Genomic DNA, 16,629 nt, shown 5'->3' on the forward strand with positions numbered 1-16,629 from the left:
CTTTGGTGATGGGGTGTCAGCGGTTGGGATGAGCGATGCGCTCGATGGCATCGGCGAGCTGGTGCCCGCGCGCGATCTCGGCATCGATGGCGGCGAAGGTCTGGGGCGAACTCGAGAAGAGCGTTGCCGAATAGTCATCGAGCACGAGCCGCCCGATCGCCTCGGTCTCCGGCCCCTTGATGAACACCTCGGAATAGTCGCTCCCGGAGCGCTTTAGACTGCGGATCAGCGTCTCGGTGCGATCGTCCATATCGAGGCGCTTGCTCGCCTTGAAATCGGCGATCGTCTCCGGCTTCTGCTGAAGGATCAGCATCCAGTCGCTGTTCTCGAGCGCCGCCGTTGCCCCGTCGGACTTGTAGTAGTCGTTGAGCGACTGGGTAGCGGTCGCCAGCGCGCCACCATACTTGCGGCAGGTGCGTGCGTAGGTTTCGACGAATTCGCCCATCGAGCCGCCCTTGAGCATCGACCAGGCTTCATCGATCAGCAGGAGCTTGCGCAGCGACCTCGGGCTTCGCGTCATGGCTTGGCTGGTCATGAACATGATGGCTGAGAGCACGACGCTGCGCAGATCCTCCCGGCTCGCGAGGTCGGACATCTCGAAGACCGTGAAGTCCGCATCGAGGTCGAGGCTTGCCTGGCCTTCAAAGAAGGGGCCGTAGGTTCCGCCAGCCATGTAGGGAGCAAGCGCGGTCGCGATATCGGCGGCGGTGTCATGCCCGAGACTGGCCAGCATCTCGCCGACGGTGGTGATCGTGGCCGCCGCGCCATGTTCCGTCCAGACCATGTTGACCGCCCGGTCGATCAGTCCGCGCTCGGTATCGGTCAGCTTCGCGCTGTGGCGAGCCATTTGCCCGACAATCGCCTTGATCATCCCGAAGCAGTCGAGGCGGTAGTCCTCGTCCTCGGCGGCGCGGGCTCCGTCGATCATCGAGAAGGGGTTGAGGCAGAAGCCCGCAGCAATCGTGAACTCGACAAAGCGGCCGCCCTGCAGCTTGACCGAGTGCTCGAAGCTGCGGCCATCGTCGATCACGACCACCTGGGCGCCGGCGCCGCGCAGCGCGGCGCACATCTCCTGGAGCAGCACCGACTTCCCCGATCCCGACTTGCCGCAGATCGCAACATTGTGGTTGCCGGCCTCGTTCTCGAACGGCGACCAGAAGAAGGGCTGGCCGCGCCGTCCGACGAACAGCAGGTGGGGGTGGGCGCTGCCGAGGTACTCGCCCTGCATGGGCGCGATATTGGCTGCGGTCGTCGACAGCACGGTCTTGAACCGCTTCAGCCGTTCCATATCGGCGCCGAGCCCGTCAGCCAGGGTGAGCGGCATCGCGGCGAGCAATCCCTGGATCTGGAGGTAGCGCTCGTCGGTAAGGTCCCAGCCCGCCGCCTTGTAGATCGATTTGATCGCCCGTTCGTGGCGGTCGCCCTGGCCTAGCGGCGAATAGGCCGTCACGCCGTAGAAAACCCGAACGAGCCGGCGGCCTTCCTGAAGCTCGGCCTGCACATGTTGCCATTCGGCTGCCTGTTCCCCGATCCGCGGCAGGAACCGGGCGCTGCGGGTCCCGGCGAGGCTGGTCGTCCGCATGAACTTGAAGCCAGCCTTCGCCGATGCCGCCTCCTGGTCCGGATAGACGAGACACAGCATGGTGGCGGCGGGGCAGGGGAAGCGCAGCTTGTCGGTGAACAGGTCGCCGATCAGCCGCGCGCATTCCCACGGGGCCCAGCGCGATGGCATGTTGCGCACGGCAAAATGCCGGACATCGAAGGCATCGGGATAGACGGTCCCGATCTCGGGCACGCCGTCATTGACCTTGCCAGTGGGACGGAAACGCTCGGTCACAAGCCGCATGCGATCTTCAGCCACCACCAGTTCGATGTCGTGGCGGATCGCCTGGGCGGCGATTGGATCATTCGGGTTGTAGGGCACCGCATCGTCCTGCGGGGCGGTGGTGGGCGAAGTCAGATCATCGATGACAGCGATGAGCGCTTCCGGCCCGACTTCGACCACGCCGAGATTGAGCGACTTGAGCATCGCCACCAGGCCATCGCGGGTCTGCTTGAGATCCTCGTTGCTGACCGACTTGGAGGTCGGCACCCCGACCGAGACGATGACCTGGTGATGCCGCGCATGGAAGGGCGCGTCCGGCGAGCCAGACTCCCAAACCAGCGAATAGAGCCGCCGCGCCCGGTGCCGGGCAATCGCCTCGTACACGCCGCCCTGGATGTACCGCGGCGCGAACCACGGGGCGATGATCCTGCTGATGCGCGGGCTTGCAAGGTGAAGTACCTGCAGGCAGGCGCCCGCTGGCAGGCCTTCCGAGAAGAACTGACCGAGAATTTCCCCGGTGCGCTCGTCGGCTCCGATCAGCGGAGTAACCGAAAGGACAAAGCCCTTCGAGCGTGCGTTGAAGTACAGGCGGGTTGCCGGATCGTAGACCCGGTAGGGGAGCCAGTCGGAGAGCATGTCGACCATGAGCTGCGGGCGGGCTTTGTCGGCGTGTTCGGCATCACCCAGCAATCCGCTGAGCAGCCGATCGACGACGGTCTTGAGTTGTTTGGCCATCACTTGGGCTCCTTGGGCTGCGAGGTGCTGACGATCGGCTGTTCGCCGTTTCTGACTGCCGGGCGGATTGCAGCTTTCGCGGCTTCAATCGCCGCTGCGCTCGGGAACACCGGAGCGCTCTGCCCCGCCTCAGGCCGAGGGGCTCGATCACGCGGGGGAGGCGACGTGTCGAACCCCTCGACCGCCGGTGCCTTGGCACCGGCAACGGCCTCGCGCGCCGTGGAGGGGAGGACCAGCGGCGAGGCATCTGAAGTTTCGTTGAAGGGACTGGGGGCATCGGCGTTCGAGATGCCGCCAGCATGACCCGCGTCGTCGCGTGCAGACGAGAAGGGCGACGCCTCATCAGGTGCGTTCGGGTCTCCCTCCGCGCCGTCCGGTGCAGCGGCGATCTGAGCGGCTTTCAACTGCCGACGGACCTGGCGCATCAGGGATCCGCCCTGGCCCTCGCCCGCCTTGCGGCGCAGCTCGGTGGCCCAGCGTGGATTTTCGACGACGGTCCAGGCGACCGCTTCGTCATGCAACGTTCCAGCTTCATCGACATGAGCGGGGAAGACGACGCGCAAGGTGCGTTCCGCTGTGCGGCTGGTGTCGGCATCCACGACGCCTGACCTCTGCCGCGCGTCAGCATGGAGCAGCGTGCCGTTCGACAGATTGTCCGTCGCCTTGGCATCGATAACTTGAGCCGGTGCGCAGTCGCCTTTCGGCGCGCGGCAGGTGAAATCACCCTCGACGTTGGTGCCGAACGTGGCGCAGCCACTGGCAAGACCGGTCAGACAGGCGCAAGCAAGGAGACGTGTTGGAAACCGCATGGGTCTATCCTTTGGGAGCAGGGGTGGGGGCCGATGTGGAGCCAGCGCGCAGGAAGTCCCGGAGCACAGCGGCAGGCCGGAAGCCTTCGAGAATGGCGCCATCGGCGGGGCGCACGATCACAGGGGTGCCGCGAAAACCGTGGGCCCGCGCGAATGCCTCGTTGGCATCGAGACCGCTTGTGTCGCAGGGTTTGGGATTGGCGAGCGCCAGACCCGAATAGGCCATATGCAGCGCCAGCTCAGGCCGCGGCGAACACAGAACCCGTTCGGCATCGCGTCGGCTTTCCGCCCCGAAGATCGAGATCGGCCGCTCTTCAACCCGCGCTCCGATCGCCTTCAATTCGGCCTCGAGCTTCTTGCAATAGCCGCAGTGGAAGTCCGAAAAGACGACGACACGCGGACCGTTGGCAGGACCCCAGGTGATCGCGCCTTTGGCGGGAAGCTTGCCGAGCGGGACATGGCGCGGCGGGGTGTTCCGGGCTGACGCTGCGGCTGCGCTCGGGCTGCCTTCCGCTTGTGTTTCAGGATTGCTGCGCCGCGCTGCCCCCGCTGCCAACAGGTCGGGATTGAGGGCAAGCAATCGGGCGGCCGTCAGATCCTGACGGGCTTCCATGTCGTAGACCCGGCCGATTACCAGATATTTTGCGGCCCGGTCGACGTAGAAGAGCGTCGATTTGGACGCGACCTCGCACAGGCCGCCAAGGCCCTTGCAGTTGATTGCGTCGATCGGCGTCTTGGGCAGGCGCAGCTTGAGCGCCTCTCGTACCTTCGCCGTGTCCGGAGCGGCAGCGGGGGCAGCAAGGCTTGCCACACCCCATCCCGTCGCAGCCGACACGGCGATGATCGCCGCCAGTCCGGCGCTGGCACGCAACCAGCGGCGCCGACGATTGTCCTGCTCGAGGAGAGTATTTTCAATCATTGGGAGTTCCTCACGTAGACGCCGTCGAGGAACACGATCTCGACATCGATGCCGGTCGGCATCTCGACGACGGGTTGGTACTGTTCGGCGCGCTCGATCAGGTATTTGCTGACCGTGTCGGCCGCATCGGCGGCGCCCTGGCCAAGCCCGCCGCCGAGAATGTCGCCGGCCGATAGCTTGGAGCGACTGCCGTCGGGGTTGGTCGTGACGCCGGAAAAGACGCTGTTGGCATTGGCCGAGAAGCCGCGCCCAAAGCCGCCGACGATCCCGGCCAGCAGGGCCTGGCTGACGAGGCTACCTTCGCGGCTGACGACGCGGCCGCGGACCCCGGACTTGCCAGCGAAGCTGATGAAGCCTTTGACCTCGCTCACTGCGACCCTGCCGCCAGGCTGATCGCAGGTCATGCGGGCGAGCTTCACGTAGACCTTCTCGCTGCTGAGATCCCCGCGTGCCGCGCCGTTGACAACGCAGCCCTGGATCCGGGTGGTCAGAACCTTTCCGTTCTGCATGACCGAACGAGCAGGGCCGGTGATCCGAAGCACCACAGGCAGCGGATCGGTCTGGCTTGCGACGCCTGCCGAGGCATCGACGCCGACGATTACGCGTGCCGGCGCGTAGGAGTTGGGCGGCAGGTAATCGGGCGAATCCTCGACGACGACCGGTGGCGCATCGGGCCGGCCCACACGGAGGCCATTGGTCGTTGCCTTGTCGGAGCTGAAGCTCATCAGCTTCACCTCGCCAGGCGAAGGGATCATGCCGCCCTGCGGATCGCCTGCTGCGGCGCCGGTACTGGTCTGAGGTGACCGGGCCCTTGCGTCATAGCCGCCTGCCTGCGGCCCATAAGCCGGTGGCGGTACAGCCGGTGCCGGTGATGCAGGCTGCGCGGCAAGCCGGGTCTTGAGCTCGGCGTTCTCTGCCGAGATAGCATCGATCGCGGCCTGTCCATCGACACGCATGGCCTGGTTCTCGGCTTTGAGAGCCGCCAGCTGCGCCTCGATCTCCGTCCGCGGGACGCTCCCATCCTTCAGCGCCTTCTGCTCGCGGGTGACCGCATCGAGCCTGTTGCCGTAGGTCGCGACGAACTCGCGCTGGGACAGGTCGCGGTTGACCAGGCCTGCCGTGTCGATCGTCTGCGCCGCATTGGGATCGCCGGTCTTGGCCTTGTCGTCGCCGCCAAGGATGAACCAGCTTCCGCCGATGAGGGCGAGTGCTCCCAGCGACCCCAGCAACAGCTTCTGACGGCGCGCGGTGCGGGCGTTGAGCCCGGAAAGTTCGGACGATGCCGCGCTCTCGGCCTGCAAAGGGGCAGTGCTTGGCGTATGGGTTGCATCAGTCATTGCCGGTCTCCCCGTTTGCGCCGACAACAAAGGCGGTTGTGCTGGCCCCGGGCTCAAGCTTCGGATCGGCGATCGAGACGGCGAGCGTGTCGCGCGGTGCGAGATCGCGTTCGGCGAGCGTCACGGGTTTCGTTCCGCGATTGTGGATGCGGACGACCTTCCCAGTGAGGCTGACGCCGCGATAATCAGCGATGAGCTGGACTTCGAGATCGCCGACCCGTGCGGGTATGGCAGTCGATTGGCGGACCTCGAAACCGTCGACCGTCCGGTCATTGGCCATCGCCTGGATGAGCCTGACGGCGCTGGTCTCGATCGGGGTCTGGCTTTCCCAATCCGCCGCCCGGTTCTTCGCAATGGCGGGGTTGGTGATGAAGACCTGGGTTGCCGGAATTTGCTCAACCCGGCACGCGACCTTGTAGACAAAACCCTTCTTCGTGGTGGTGAAGAAGCTGATCGACCGTGCCGCGTAAGTTTCCGGCACCGACACATAGATGTCGCCGCGCACAGGCTCGTTGGTCACTGCAAAGTCGTTGTAGGGCGTCCCGGTCGAGATCTTCGAGACGCTGGCGAACTGGTCGTCGACCAATGCGAAGCGGGTCAGCTCTCGCGCTGAAACGCTGCACTCGATTCCGGCGCCATCGGCGGCCTGTTTGAACTGGTCGGCCGCATGGGCAGCCTCGGCTGCTACGGCGAGCAGCGCCGCCGCGCTCAGAAGTAGGACCCGTGCGTGGGCCGCCGATCGGTAAGCCATCACTGGGCCTCCTTGGATTTTTCCTGTGGGGGGAGCTGCGCAAACCCGGAGAGCGCGAGGCGCAGGCCGCGGTAAGTCCAGCTGAAGCGGAAGCGGCGTTCGTCACTCGCAATCACCTGCGCGCCGACGAAGGTCTTGAGCGTGCCCGTCACATCCGAGGTGAGGCCTTTCGGGTCGACAGTCATCGACCGGATCACGAATGCCTGGGTGACATCCGAGCCCCGCTGCTCTTCGACGATCCGGACGAGCTCGGCCTTGAGGCGGCCATAGCTTGCAGGATCAGCGAGCTTCAGGATCTCGTTCATCCAGTAATCGAGGCCTTCCGGACTGCGATTGAGAAGAACAAGGGCCGCATCGCGGGTGACGAGCTCGAGATAATCGGCCTCGACCCCGGCACTGCTTACGGTGAGCGCTTTGGGAACGGTCGGAACCAGTACCACTTCGCGGTCGCGGGTGGCGGCAAGGCTCCCGGCGACGACCAGTGCAAGGCCAAGGCCGGCACTGGTGAGCGCAAAGAGGTTCCGCTGGCGCAGCAGCGATTGCTGCCGTTCGTGGGATATGTCGGAATACATGGAAGTGCCCCTCAACCGGCGAGTAGTCGGCAGTGAGAAGGCGGCGTTGCCTTGAGGCCCAGAAATCCTGCAGGCAGATACCAGTATGCGGCGTGGGCTACCCAGGAGCTGGCGCGTCCTGCTTTTGCCTTTCGCAATGCGAACCAGGCGCCGAAGGCGACTATGATGCCGATAAAGATATGCTGGGTGAGGATCCCCCAGGTGAAGGGGGCCAGCATTCCCGCGAACTCGTCGATGGTCCAGAAGCCGATAAGCTCCGGGTCATCGAGCCGTCGAGGAATGATGTATGGGTCTGCCATGGCGACGCCGCCTTCCCTTGCCGCGCTCAGATGACCGCGGTCACGACCGAGGTGACGATCGGAACACCCGTGCCGACACCGATGCCGACACCAACCGGAACGGCGACCTGGCCGAGCGAAAAACGCCCGGATGCCAGACCGATCAGGCCGCCGGCGAGGCTGAGAACCGTGATGATCTTGCCGCCCGAGCCTTCCAGAAAGTCCGTGAACTTCGTGAGGGCAGGGGTGAAGGTCGTGTCAGCGCCGGCATAGGCGGCGCTCGCCGCAAGCGCCGCGATTGCGACCGGGATGGCAATGTTGAGGGTCTTGCCGAGACCCTTGACGCTGGCGCGCCGGGGGAGGGTGAGAGAGTGCATGTGAAGCTCCGGTTGGAGGGGTGGTCACAGCGTTCTTGCGTTCGCTGTGTGTTCCACATGCATCTAGGAAATGGTCGTAGGAAAGTGTTGAGCGGAAATCCTGCCTGGAGGTGGAAGAATGCGGACGCATCTTTTGCAGTCCGACGCTCCAAACCAGCGATATCGACGCTAAACTGGTAATTTTATGTCGGTAAATACCGTCGCAACTGACGGGATTCGGCGGCGAATCGGGTAGAGGAACTGATTTGCCTCTAAACGAGATGTTCCGCGTATGTTCTTTTCATTTTCCTACATGGGATGCTTCGCGTTATGCCTGCGAGTCGCACCAGTGCAGAAGCTAGGAGACAACCATGTACCATCCAACCGCCGCCGCCAGACCGGCCAATGAAAGTCTGGCCCGCGTCCTTGCCCATGCGATCGAAGCCGCCGGCAAACCCCGCCACAGGATTGCCAATGAATGCGGCATGCATCGCGAGACCCTGCTTCGCCTTGCGCGCGGCGAGCGGCCTATCGGGCTCGACGAAGCAGCACGTGTGCTCTCCGCCTGTGGAGCGCAACCTCGCGCATCCATGATTCTCGCGCTCGCCGGGCAGGAAGATCTCGCTTGCGAGTGGATGCATTGCGAGATGGGCGAATTTCTCGAAGAGTTCTTCACCAGCCTGCCCCTCCATCTGCAGCGGACGCTGGGACGCCGGATTGAGGATCTGCGGCCTCGGTGGGCTAACGGCACCTCACAGCTCGTGGCGCGAATGCTTGCCAAGCACATCGATGATTTTGTGGGCCGCGACATCGCAATGTCGCTGTCCCGGTAAATCCTTGAGTTCGGAGGGGACCGAACCTTACGAATGAGATCGACAATGCCGCATGCAACACAAGATGAAACGCACACGCATCAACCGTCCGAAGCAGTGCCGCCGGCACGGCTTTTACGCCTGCCGGAGGTTATCGCCCGCGTCGGACTACGCCGCTCCGCCATCTACCAGCGTATGAGCGAGGGGCGATTCCCAAGGTCGCGATCGCTCGGCCCCAAATGCGCAGTTTGGGTTGAGGCAGAAATTGACGAGTGGATCCGCGCTGTATCGCGAATTCCAAACTGATGACGCTGTGATCTATTCGGTTAGGATTCCTCGCGCTAAGCTGTGCCAATGGTTTACCGTTACCCCCTTGGCAATTCTCTCCATCCCGAAGCTCTGAAGGAGAAGCAGCGCTCATTGCGCGAAGGCTTTCAGACGCCCTTGGCATTTCGCGTTCACCGGGCGCTATCATGGCTTCGGCGTGCGGAAGCCGAGGATCAGGACCATGACGTCCGCTTCATCCTTCTCTGGATCGGATTTAACGCAGCCTATGCCGGTGATGTCGAGGCATCAGCCAGCAGCCCAGCACCGGAAGGCGAACGCGGCCTGTTCCAGGCATTCTTCTCGACCTTGGTGAAGTTCGACGCGCGTCACCGGGTCTACAATTCCGTCTGGCAGCGGTTTAGCCAGGAAATCCGGCTGCTGATGAGGCCAGCGGTGTCGATCGTACGCTGCAACTTGTCTATCCTCAAGCTGCCGACATCGAAGCGGGGCGTATCTCGATCCTGTCGCTGGTTGGGGCTGGTTTGCTCGGCCTGAGACCGGGGCAGTCAATTTCATGGCCCGATCGTGCCGGAAAGCAGCGGGCCTTGAGGATCATCGAAGTAAATCAGGAATAAGGTAAGGGCGGCACATCGCCCACCCGCACAATCGCAGGCATTCGGGCGCAGCCGGAAAACGTGACAGATGTTCGGGTGAGGCGCACCCCACCCGAAAGTCCGCCTGGTTCAGCGGATATTCCTGCGCTGAACCATGTTGACGATCCCGAGCAGGATCACGGCGCCGACGAAGGCAATGATCAGCCCGGTCAGAGAAAATTCCTGTACGCTGCCGCTGATGCCGAGCAGTGGTCCGGCAACCGCATTGCCGATCAGCGAGCCGATGCAGCCGACAACGATATTCCAGAAAATGCCCATCGAGGCATCACGGTTCATCACCTTGCTGGCGAGCCAGCCGGCGATGCCGCCCACGATCAGTGCAATGATCCAACCCATAGTCTCTTCCTCCTCAGTTGCGGATTTCCAGGTGCGTCACGCTGACGTCCACGAATTGATCGTTGCCGATGTTTTCCGGTGATTCGCCAGGTGACAGCATGACCCGCCAGATCAAGGCGCCGATCGCCGCACCCACAAGAGGGGCGACCCAGAACAGCCACAATTGGCCCAGGGCCGCGGTGTCGGCGAAGAGGGCCACGCCTGTGGACCGGGCCGGATTGACCGAGGTATTGGTGACGGGGATCGAGATCAGGTGGATCAGGGTCAGCGCCAGGCCGATCGCGATCGGCGCAAAGCCTGAAGGGGCCGCCTTTGATGTCGCCCCCAAAATGACGATCAGGAACCCTGCCGTCAGCACGATCTCGATCAGCAGGGCTGCCTGCATCGAGTAGCCGCCGGGGGACAGGTCGCCAAAGCCGTTCGATGCAAAACCGCCGGCGCTCCACACGGTCTTGCCCGAGGCGATGGCGTAGAGCACGACTGCGGCGGCAACCGCGCCTACCACCTGAGCGATCCAGTACGGGATCAGCTCCTTCCACGAGAACCGATTGGCCAGCGCCAGCCCGAGCGAAACTGAGCAGCCCCCACCGGGTGGTCCGGGTTTATAGTTAGTGCATTGTCGTCTCGGCCGCCATTGCCGGGCGTAGGTGGAGCGAAGCGGAACCGGAGGCCGGTAATGGCGGTGTTGCCGCTTCCGGGGCCGGCGGTCGGTAGCCCAGGCTGCTATGCGGCCGGACGGTGTTGTAGTGGCGCCGCCACGCCTCGATCAGCACTCTGGCCTCGGCGAGGCTGTAGAAAATCTCACCATTGAGCAGTTCGTCGCGAAGCGACCCGTTGAAGCTCTCGTTGTAGCCGTTTTACCATGGTGAGCCTGGCGTGATGTAGAGCGTCTTCACGCCGATCTGCCCAAGCCATTCCTGGACTGCGGTGGCGATGAACTCGCTGCCGTAGCACATTGGGAAGCGCTGGTTCGGGGGCCGCTATGGCCCTGATGAAGGCAAGGCCGCGAAGCGGCCGCAGGCTTCATCAGGGCAAGCCATGGTCGGTCAGCAGGTATCTAAAGTGAGGTTGTCGAGACAACACTTTGGAGGCCGACCGACCATGACCAAGCTCACCTCTACGCCTGCCGGCGCCGTGCTGGTAGCCATCGATATGTCCAAGAACCGGCAGGAGGTCCTTATCGAGCGACCGGAAGGCGGCCGGCGCCGGCGGATGACCGTCATGGCGACCAAGGAGGACTATGACGGCTTCGTCGAGCAGCTCGCTGCCATCGGTCGTCCCATCATCGTCGGGTTCGAGGCGACGGGTAATTACCATCGCACGCTGGCGCACCGGCTGCTGACGGCGGGGTTTGAGCTGCGCCTCATCTCGTCGGTCGCGCTCGCCCGAACACGCGAGGCGTTGCACAATGGCTGGGACAAGAACGACCCCAAGGACGCGCAGGTCATCCTCCACATGCTGCGGATCGGTGCGACGCAGCGCTATGTGGACCCGCTCGCCGCGGGCATCAATGACCTGCAGGAACTCTCGAAGACCCACGAGACGATCTCCAGGATGAAGACGCAGACCTGGCACCGGATCCTGACCCACTATCTGCCGCTGTACTTCCCCGAGATCGCCCGCTTCGCAGGTAACAGCCGGTCCGACTGGTTTCTCGCGCTCATCGAGCGGTTTCCGACGCCGGCCACCATCACGGCACTGGACCGCGAGGCGTTCTCGGCCGCGGCGTGGCCGCTCATCGGCCGCAAGGTCTCCAAGGCACGCCTCATCAACGACATCTACGAGACGGCGTTCGCCTCGACGGCACTGCCGGTGCCGGAGGACTCCGCCGCCGTCACCATGTTCCGCATGGTCATTGCACAGGGCCGCAGCCTCATCCACCAGCGCGACGAGATCGAGCGGCTGGCCCATGCGCGGCTCGCCGATGACGTCGACTACCAGCTGCTGCGCAACATTCCGGGCATCGGTCCGATCAATGCGCTGACCATCCTGGCCGAGGCCGGTGATCTGCGCCGCTTCAACCATCATCGCCAGTTCCTGAAGTTTTGCGGCCTCGATCTCGCGACCTGCCAGTCGGGCACGTTCCGCGGCCGCACCAGGCTGTCCAAATACGGCAACGCGCGCCTGCGCCGCACCTTCTGGATGGCTGCCCAGGTCGCCGCGCGTCAGCGCGACAACAGCTTCCGCGACAAGCTCGGACGATACATTGCCGGGCACGCGGACGATGCCGACCGTCGCCGCAAGGCGATGACGGCGCTCACCGCCAAGATGGCGCGCGTGGCTCACGCCGTCATCAAGACGGGAACAGAGTACCGGCCGTTCCTCGAACGGTCGGATGCCAGGTGGAAGGACCCCTCTCTGCAAGTGCCGTGAGGGCGCTCCTCGAGCGACCCTGTAGATAATGTTCGGGCCTTCCACCTGGGTGCGTATCTCGTTTTAAGGATGGTGAGGACCACGGTCGCCCCGGCGCCGCTGGATCCTGCGTTTGCTATGGCAGGGAGCGATCCCGTTGACGGTGGGAGCCATCTGGCTCAGATTGCATGCCGCGCCGATGGTTGTCGGCGCATGGATATCTGCTGGCCAAAACCCGCCGCTGCTTCCCGACATAGGACGTTGTCGCTGACGATCATGCCTGGCCGACCACGCTCGGCAACCAGGTCGACCAGCTCGCGCACGACCCGCTTGCCGGAGATCGAGGTGTCCACCACCGCACGCAGGCATTCGCGCGTGACGTCGTCGACGATGTTGAGCACGCGAAACCGCCGGCCGGTGGCAAGCTGGTCATGAACGAAGTCCAGGCTCCAGCGCTGGTTGGGGAGCGCCAGCACCGGCCCAGGTGCCCGCGCGCCCACGGCGCGCCTTCGTCCCTTCCTGCGCCTCACAGTCAGGCCCTCCTCTCGGTAGAGCCGCTGCGTCTTCTTGCGGTTGATAGTCACGCCGTCGCGCCGCAGCAGGATGTGCAGCCGCCGATAGCCGAACCGGCGACGCTGGCCTGCCAACTCGCGCAGCCGTGCCCGCAGATCCTCGTCGCCCCCGCGACATGAGCGGTAGCGCATGCTCGTCCGGTCGGCCCCGATCACGGCGCAGGCGCGCCGCTCGCTCATCCCGAACCCAGCCTGCAACCGCGCGACCGCCTCCCGTTTGGCGGCCGCGCTCACCACTTTTTTGCCAGCAGGTCTTTCAACCCCGCATTGTCCAGCATGGCGTCGGCCAGCAGCCGCTTGAGCCTGCCATTCTCGTCTTCCAGTGCCCGCAGCCGCTTCGCCTCGGACACCTCCAGGCCCCCATACTTGGCCTTCCAGGCGTAGTAGGTCGCGCTCGACATGCCGTGCTTGCGGCACAGCTCCGTCACCACCGCGCCCGCCTCGGCCTCCTTCAGGATGCCGATGATCTGCTCTTCCGAAAACTGCTTCCGCTTCATTCTGGCCGTCCCTTCGATGGGCCGGTCTCTAGGTCCAGGTGGATGAAGAAACGGGGGTCACGTCAGTTAAACTTTGCAGACTCGTTATGCTGCCAATGAATAAGTCCTAGAGGAAGCCGTCCCTCTTGTTCCTCGCCAATCCGTGTAGCGATGACCTCACGGAGGCACCTAGCCTCGATGTCCTGATCAGACAGAAGGATTTGACGAGCACGTGCCACAGTCTTGGAGTGCATATTTAGGTCGATGAAGATCTCGCGCACGACCGTGAGGATCGGGTTTTCTCCATCGGCCGCCTGCCCCTGAGCGAGCACAAACCCAGCCCGCGGATCAAGGACGAGGAACATCACTGACAGCCGGCTGTCGAAGGTTTTGCTGGAGAGGTGACCTTCCTTAACAAGGGTTTTCATCGCTGCCAGGCGATGCTGCCCGTCGATCGTCGCAGCGAATATCCTTTTCGGATCCCAGCGAAGTGCGCCAGTGGGGCCACTGGCGTGCGTGATGAGCTCCACACTACCAACATTCTTGGTGAGCCAGGTCGGGGCCTTCGCCCAGTCGAGGGCAGTGGGCGCGGCCGCAGCCTCGCCATAGTCCGATGCAAGCATTCCCTCCTCGTTTAAGGGGAGAAGAGCAACGGTAAGAGTGCTAAAGAATTTCAGCTTGTTCGGCCGCTTCAGGTAGCCCTTTACAAGGTCCTCCCTTACCCGCTCCCAGTCGATTTCACGCTGAAAGAGCTCCTCTAGGCGCCAGTTTGCCCTTAGGTCAGAAGGGAGGTTCTCGACCAAGTCGAGCTGGTCGACCACGCTCTTCAGAGGTACCATAGCCTGAAAGAATGGGATTTCGCTGCCGGACAGGTTCATTGTGCCCGCAAGGATGGGCCATGCCTCAGTATAGTGCGGGCTTTCAGATCCCGGAACGTCAAATCCATCCATCTATATCGTCCTTCTTAGCCAATTCGCGAAACGTAGCCGGGTCGGAGTAGGCGGGTTACAATTTCTTCAGTTAATGTCAGGACGTCCTGAGATCGTAACGCCTGAAGGTCCGGCATTAGCCGGTAAGCAATGACACAACGATCTATGGCGAGACCTGTAGATCGAAGCCTGACTGCAAGATCAGAAGATGGAGATAGATGCTGCCTGATGCGTGACTGAACCGTCACTGTCTGACCGACGTAAAGTGGCGCTCTGAGCGGCATACAACGAGCAACTACTGTCGCAATTTCCTCGCGGAAGGTCGGGTCTTCCGCGCGTTCTCGCAGGATCTCCTTCTTGTGCGAGGAGAGCTCGGAGTAATTATCGAGACTGATCTGATGCAAAGAGCCAGCACGAGCGAACTGGACGGGAGAAGCGCGCTGCTCGATAAAACCGTTTAACGCCTCCACGAACTCCGTGGCGTTGCTCGTTGGCACGACGGGGGTCGGCGCGAAGAACGCATATACGCCAGGTGCGTTAGGCAAGCGCTCACAAGCGGCCCATGCACCACCCGGAACATCGGCAAAGTCGATTCTTTTGAAGTCGCTCATCCCTGTTCCGCGCAGTCCTTTTTTGTCGCTGAAGGTTCCATCGCCACGCTGCGCGCGGCGACGCCGTCCTCGACCTACAGCTTGTGTCGTCCGGGGTATGGGGCCGCAAGACATCTTCAGCGAGGCGACCGTCATCGGTCCGCCCCGCTTATGGTTTCCTGAACCGCGGCAGGAAGGTGTCTATAAAGGGTGGCAACGGAGACGCCGATCGTGAGAGCAACTTCGCGAGCGGGTGTGCCAGACGCGAGCAGCTTGCGGGCTGCATCGATCCGGCGCGGGGTCATAACCGTCTTGCGCCCCCCTACCCTGCCGCCCCGCTTCGCGATGATCAGGGCAGCGGTCGTGCGCTCACGGATCAAGTCGCGTTCCATCTCCGCCATAGCGGCCATGATGTGGAACACGAGCTTTCCAGCCGTCCCGGCCGTATCGATGCCATCAGTTAGGGAGCGAAGGCCGATCTTTCGCTCCGACAGCTCGGCGGCCAGATCGACCAGGCCCTTCATGGTTCGGCCGAGCCGATCGAGCTTCCAAACCACTAAGATGTCACCTGCGCGGGCGTGAGAGAGCGCATCGGCCAGACCAGCGCGGTCGGCCTTCGCGCCACTAGCCTTGTCAGAGAATACTTTCTCGCATCCGGCATCGGTGAGCGCTGCGAGTTGAGGTGCGAGATCCTGCTCCGGGGTCGACACCCGGGCGTAGCCGATCAGCATGGATCATTCTCAAAACTCATCATCGACATCTAGCACGGCGCTTCCGTTTCGCGAAAGTGTTTTGAGAGAGGCTGATCGACTGCTACACGTTCTCACATGAAGGCGCTTCAAAAAGGATCGTTTGCGAGACGGGGTCGTGCGATCGCTGCCACTCCTAACGCGGGTCCGCGAAAGCACGAAAACGGGCGCCAGCTTGGCGTCCTGCCTGCCTTTCCCGAGAGAGCGAGCGCCACGTTTCGTGCTTTCACGGACCACCGCCGCCCCTCCTTCGTGCTTTCGCGGACCTCAGCCATTGGGCTGCCTCCGGAGGTCGCTGCATGACCGGGCGTGATGCAGGGCAAGGCGACCTGTTCGTCCTCGACAGCCCGTTGCTGACGGAAGTTCGCGGCGAGCAGTCGTTGATGGCCTACCCGTTCTTCGCGCTGACTAAGACAGCGTGGAAGCGATCGCTGATCTACAAGACGGAGTCAGTGTCGATCGAGATCGGGCCCGGTCCCCGCGGCGTGGCGACCATCTACGACAAGGAAGTGCTGCTCTATATCGCCAGCCTTCTGGTGGCGAAGCTCGATGCCGGGGAGACCGTCGCCCAGGACTTTTACTTCACCGCCCACGATCTGTTCCGCGTTACCGGCGTCAATGGCTCGGCGCGGTCCTATTCGCGGCTGTCGGATGCCTTGGAAAGACTGCAGGGTACGCAGATCAAGACCAACATCGAGGCCGGTGGCGAGGGACAGGCAGGCTTTTTCTCCTGGCTGTCGGAAGCCCAGCTTCATTACCAGAAGAATGCTCGGGGCGAAAAGCGCCTCAAGGGCGTCAAGGTCCGACTGTGCGATTGGCTCTATCGCGCGATCCTGCGCGACCGGCGCGTTCTGGAATATTCTCCGTCCTACTTCCAGCTCGGACCGGTCGAGCGCAGACTTTACGAAGTTGCTCGATCAACGTGTACGGCCGGGGCAGTTCAAGTGGGGCTGGACGACCTGCGTCTTCAGCTCGGCTATCAGAATTCGCTGAAGCACTTCCGACACGTGATGAAGGGCATTTCGGAAGAGAACGCCATCCCGGACTATCACATCGTCATGGGTGATGGTCTTGCTGCCGAAATGTCGACGACCAAACGGCGAACGACCACGGCCACAACTGTGACGATTACCCCCAAGCCGTCGCTGTCGGCTGCCTAACAGGGCGTTCCGGGGACCGGTGAGAGGATGGTCGAAAACGTACGCTCTCATGACTGCCATCCGAGATACTGCCCGAGTTTACCCCTTCGCTGGCCGCAAGACCAGCGTTCGCATTGACCTTGGCGGGTGT

18 protein-coding genes and 3 pseudogenes are annotated in these 16,629 nt (G+C 63.1%); 6 read left to right on the plus strand and 15 right to left on the minus strand.

Annotated elements, in window-relative coordinates; all coding sequences use genetic code 11:
• Nucleotides 1–16: 16 nt before the first annotated feature.
• From traC to ACAX61_RS11455, 8 genes are read right to left on the minus strand one after another with little or no spacing between them, the layout of a single operon-like run.
• Entirely contained in the window at nt 17–2,560 is a 2,544-nt protein-coding gene (gene traC, locus ACAX61_RS11420; RefSeq protein ID WP_370714839.1) for a type IV secretion system protein TraC, read from the minus strand.
• Nucleotides 2,560–3,369, minus strand: a complete 810-nt coding sequence (locus ACAX61_RS11425; RefSeq protein ID WP_370714840.1) for a conjugal transfer protein TraV — start codon at nt 3,367–3,369, stop codon at nt 2,560–2,562. Before ACAX61_RS11425 ends, traC begins: the two co-directional genes overlap by 1 nt.
• A gap of 4 nt (nt 3,370–3,373) precedes the next feature.
• Complete coding sequence (locus ACAX61_RS11430; RefSeq protein WP_370714841.1) at nt 3,374–4,288, minus strand: DsbC family protein; 915 nt, start codon at nt 4,286–4,288, stop codon at nt 3,374–3,376.
• A complete protein-coding gene (locus ACAX61_RS11435; protein WP_370714842.1) occupies nt 4,285–5,625 on the minus strand; it encodes a TraB/TrbI/VirB10 family type IV secretion system protein in 1,341 nt (446 codons plus the stop codon). The genes ACAX61_RS11430 and ACAX61_RS11435 overlap by 4 nt, the downstream gene beginning before the upstream one ends.
• Complete coding sequence (locus ACAX61_RS11440) at nt 5,618–6,376, minus strand: type-F conjugative transfer system secretin TraK (RefSeq protein ID WP_370714843.1); 759 nt, start codon at nt 6,374–6,376, stop codon at nt 5,618–5,620. Before ACAX61_RS11440 ends, ACAX61_RS11435 begins: the two co-directional genes overlap by 8 nt.
• Nucleotides 6,376–6,948, minus strand: a complete 573-nt coding sequence (locus ACAX61_RS11445) for a type IV conjugative transfer system protein TraE (protein WP_370714844.1) — start codon at nt 6,946–6,948, stop codon at nt 6,376–6,378. Before ACAX61_RS11445 ends, ACAX61_RS11440 begins: the two co-directional genes overlap by 1 nt.
• Before the next feature lie 11 nt (nt 6,949–6,959).
• A complete protein-coding gene (gene traL / locus ACAX61_RS11450) occupies nt 6,960–7,247 on the minus strand; it encodes a type IV conjugative transfer system protein TraL (RefSeq protein ID WP_020819170.1) in 288 nt (95 codons plus the stop codon).
• A gap of 26 nt (nt 7,248–7,273) precedes the next feature.
• The gene (locus ACAX61_RS11455) at nt 7,274–7,603 is read right to left on the minus strand and encodes a hypothetical protein (protein ID WP_370714845.1); all 330 of its coding nucleotides are present in this window, start codon (nt 7,601–7,603) and stop codon (nt 7,274–7,276) included.
• 350 nt (nt 7,604–7,953) lie between these two features.
• On the opposite strand from ACAX61_RS11455, the gene ACAX61_RS11460 reads away from it, so the two are divergent.
• The 4 genes from ACAX61_RS11460 to ACAX61_RS11475 are packed head-to-tail and all read left to right on the plus strand — an operon-like array spanning nt 7,954 to nt 9,296.
• Nucleotides 7,954–8,415: a transcriptional regulator gene (locus ACAX61_RS11460; RefSeq protein WP_370714846.1), complete on the plus strand. Its 462-nt coding sequence runs from the start codon at nt 7,954–7,956 to the stop codon at nt 8,413–8,415.
• A 45-nt stretch (nt 8,416–8,460) separates the two neighbouring features.
• Nucleotides 8,461–8,700 (plus strand): AlpA family transcriptional regulator, encoded by a 240-nt coding sequence (locus ACAX61_RS11465; RefSeq protein ID WP_370714847.1) that lies wholly within the window; start codon nt 8,461–8,463, stop codon nt 8,698–8,700.
• Between the two features lie 48 nt (nt 8,701–8,748).
• Nucleotides 8,749–9,216: a hypothetical protein gene (locus tag ACAX61_RS11470; protein WP_370714848.1), complete on the plus strand. Its 468-nt coding sequence runs from the start codon at nt 8,749–8,751 to the stop codon at nt 9,214–9,216.
• Nucleotides 9,159–9,296, plus strand: a complete 138-nt coding sequence (locus ACAX61_RS11475; protein ID WP_370714982.1) for a GreA/GreB family elongation factor — start codon at nt 9,159–9,161, stop codon at nt 9,294–9,296. The genes ACAX61_RS11470 and ACAX61_RS11475 overlap by 58 nt, the downstream gene beginning before the upstream one ends.
• Nucleotides 9,297–9,404: 108 nt before the next feature.
• Here the strand turns inward: ACAX61_RS11475 and ACAX61_RS11480 are convergent, their stop codons facing one another.
• The 3 genes and pseudogenes from ACAX61_RS11480 to ACAX61_RS11490 form a co-directional block, all read right to left on the minus strand.
• Nucleotides 9,405–9,671, minus strand: coding sequence for a GlsB/YeaQ/YmgE family stress response membrane protein (locus ACAX61_RS11480; protein WP_006952121.1), 267 nt, complete (start codon nt 9,669–9,671; stop codon nt 9,405–9,407).
• A gap of 13 nt (nt 9,672–9,684) precedes the next feature.
• Nucleotides 9,685–10,398: an aquaporin gene (locus ACAX61_RS11485; protein WP_370714983.1), complete on the minus strand. Its 714-nt coding sequence runs from the start codon at nt 10,396–10,398 to the stop codon at nt 9,685–9,687.
• Nucleotides 10,280–10,618, minus strand: a pseudogene (locus ACAX61_RS11490) (integrase core domain-containing protein); the annotation flags it as partial. The pseudogene ACAX61_RS11490 and the gene ACAX61_RS11485, both read right to left, overlap by 119 nt.
• A gap of 154 nt (nt 10,619–10,772) precedes the next feature.
• Here ACAX61_RS11490 and ACAX61_RS11495 point away from each other — a divergent pair.
• A pseudogene (locus tag ACAX61_RS11495) lies at nt 10,773–12,069 on the plus strand (IS110 family RNA-guided transposase).
• Between the two features lie 214 nt (nt 12,070–12,283).
• Here the strand turns inward: ACAX61_RS11495 and ACAX61_RS11500 are convergent.
• The 4 genes and pseudogenes from ACAX61_RS11500 to ACAX61_RS11515 all read right to left on the minus strand — a co-directional run.
• A pseudogene (locus ACAX61_RS11500) lies at nt 12,284–13,092 on the minus strand (IS3 family transposase); the annotation flags it as partial.
• 62 nt (nt 13,093–13,154) lie between these two features.
• Complete coding sequence (locus ACAX61_RS11505; protein WP_370714849.1) at nt 13,155–14,021, minus strand: DNA sulfur modification protein DndB; 867 nt, start codon at nt 14,019–14,021, stop codon at nt 13,155–13,157.
• A 14-nt stretch (nt 14,022–14,035) separates the two neighbouring features.
• Entirely contained in the window at nt 14,036–14,611 is a 576-nt protein-coding gene (locus tag ACAX61_RS11510) for a hypothetical protein (RefSeq protein ID WP_370714850.1), read from the minus strand.
• Nucleotides 14,612–14,742: 131 nt separating this feature from the next.
• The gene (locus ACAX61_RS11515) at nt 14,743–15,321 is read right to left on the minus strand and encodes a recombinase family protein (RefSeq protein ID WP_370714851.1); all 579 of its coding nucleotides are present in this window, start codon (nt 15,319–15,321) and stop codon (nt 14,743–14,745) included.
• A gap of 317 nt (nt 15,322–15,638) precedes the next feature.
• Between ACAX61_RS11515 and ACAX61_RS11520 the strand changes: the two genes are divergently transcribed.
• Entirely contained in the window at nt 15,639–16,499 is an 861-nt protein-coding gene (locus ACAX61_RS11520) for a replication initiator protein A (protein WP_037486997.1), read from the plus strand.
• The last annotated feature ends 130 nt before the right edge of the window (nt 16,500–16,629 follow it).

The organism is Sphingomonas sp. IW22, assembly GCF_041321155.1.
In the GTDB taxonomy this organism is placed as follows: domain Bacteria; phylum Pseudomonadota; class Alphaproteobacteria; order Sphingomonadales; family Sphingomonadaceae; genus Sphingomonas.